This is a genomic window from Streptococcus danieliae, from assembly GCF_009767945.1.
Lineage (GTDB): Bacteria > Bacillota > Bacilli > Lactobacillales > Streptococcaceae > Streptococcus > Streptococcus danieliae.
On record NZ_WSRS01000142.1, the window covers coordinates 1 to 1,566 of the forward strand.

The 1,566-nt window shown below is 37.7% G+C and carries 1 protein-coding gene; it reads left to right on the plus strand.

The window, feature by feature from the left end; all coding sequences use genetic code 11:
- Window positions 1–123: 123 nt before the first annotated feature.
- Window positions 124–1,383, plus strand: a complete 1,260-nt coding sequence (locus E5983_RS09000; protein ID WP_160333489.1) for a transposase — start codon at window positions 124–126, stop codon at window positions 1,381–1,383.
- Window positions 1,384–1,566: the final 183 nt, after the last annotated feature.

The following is a 1,566-nucleotide window of genomic DNA, read 5'->3' on the forward strand; positions in this document are numbered from 1 at the left end:
TAGAAGAGTATAAAAAGAAAAATCGCCACGGTAAAGTAGCGATTTTTCCCTTTTGTGAGCCTCAATACAACGTCAAAGCGCTATAATAGTTAGTATAAAAATCTCTATTAACGAGGTCTCACTATGAAAATTATAACACAACTTAATCTCTTTGAAGATCAGGAGTTTGGTGATCTAGAAAAAATTTTGATGGTATTAGATGCTCTACCTGAAACGGACTTGTTCAAGCAGTTAGAAGCTAAGCGGAAATACGGTCGTAGGGATTATTCTGTCCAATCTTACTTTATCGCCTATATTGCTAAGTTGATCCTTCAATTAGAAACTGACCAACAATTATTACGCCAATTGCGAATGAATAGTCAATTAAGGCAAATCTGTGGCTTTGAAACTCACAGTGTCCGTCTGAATTCGGGTGTAACAAAAATGGTCAATGCTCCCTCTAAGTCAGCCTATTCTCGTTTTGTCAAAGATTTAGAGGAAGTCTGTCCTGATATTGATGAGTGGATACAAACAGGAATTGCAGAACTCTATGAATTACTCCCTGATTTCGGTCAAGTACTTGCATTGGATGGAAAAATTATTGATTCTTACGCAGTACCCAATGGTCGAAAGAAGAAAAAAGACAGGCGAGCGGATTTAGAGGCGGATTTTACCCAAAAAGAAACACATCATAAGACTGGTAAGGTTAAGGTTACAAGTTATTATGGGTATCGCGTTCATCTTGTTGTTGATGCGACCTATGAACTACCAATTCTTTGGAAAATAACCCCAGCCTCTAAAGGAGAACCGACTATTGCCAAGGAGCTTATCAAAAATTTTAGTGAAACAACTAGTCAGAGAGCTCAGTATCTGACGGCAGATAGGGGCTACAGTGGTTTGCCCTTACAAAACCTCTTGGAGGACGCTGAAATTATTCCCATCATTGAGAATCCTCACAAATGGAAAGAGGATGAAATGCGTCAGTATCTGGATACAGATCTCATGTACAATCAGTCAGGTGAAGTCTTCTGGATAGACGAGAAGGGTCAATCAATTCGGTTAATTTATAAAGGGTATGATAAATCATGTGATAGTTTACGCTATGGTTTTCATCCTAGTCAAGGAGATGAGCGTATTTTCCGTTTAAAACGCAGCGTTGAACCGATTATATTTAATAAGGTTGGGCGGGAAAGTAAAAAATTCCAGAAACTATATAAGCAGCGTACAGCAGTTGAACGAGTAAATGGAAGACTTGATCGAGATTTTCGTTTGGAGAATCATACGATTCGTGGCCTTAAGAAGATGAGCTTGGCAGTAAGCATGTGTTTTTTAGTCATGATTGGTTTTGCATTATCAAAACTCAAATTGGGACAAGGAGAGCATTTAGCTAGCTGGGTTGTTTGAGGGTATTTTAAAAATGTATAGATGAAAACAGGGATTTTTTGCGCCCTTTTTTTGATATTTCCGAAAAATTTAGAGTTATTTCACTTCCTAAACTTAGGTAAGGATGTCATTTTTATGAAATTGATGATGAGGAGTCAGGATCCTGACATTATTTTCAAAAAGAATAAGCAACGGGAATGATTC

Coding starts and splice junctions, on each gene's coding strand:
- E5983_RS09000 (WP_160333489.1), top strand. CDS start 124: ATGAAAATTATAACACAACTTAATCTCTTTGAAGATCAGGAGTTTGGT.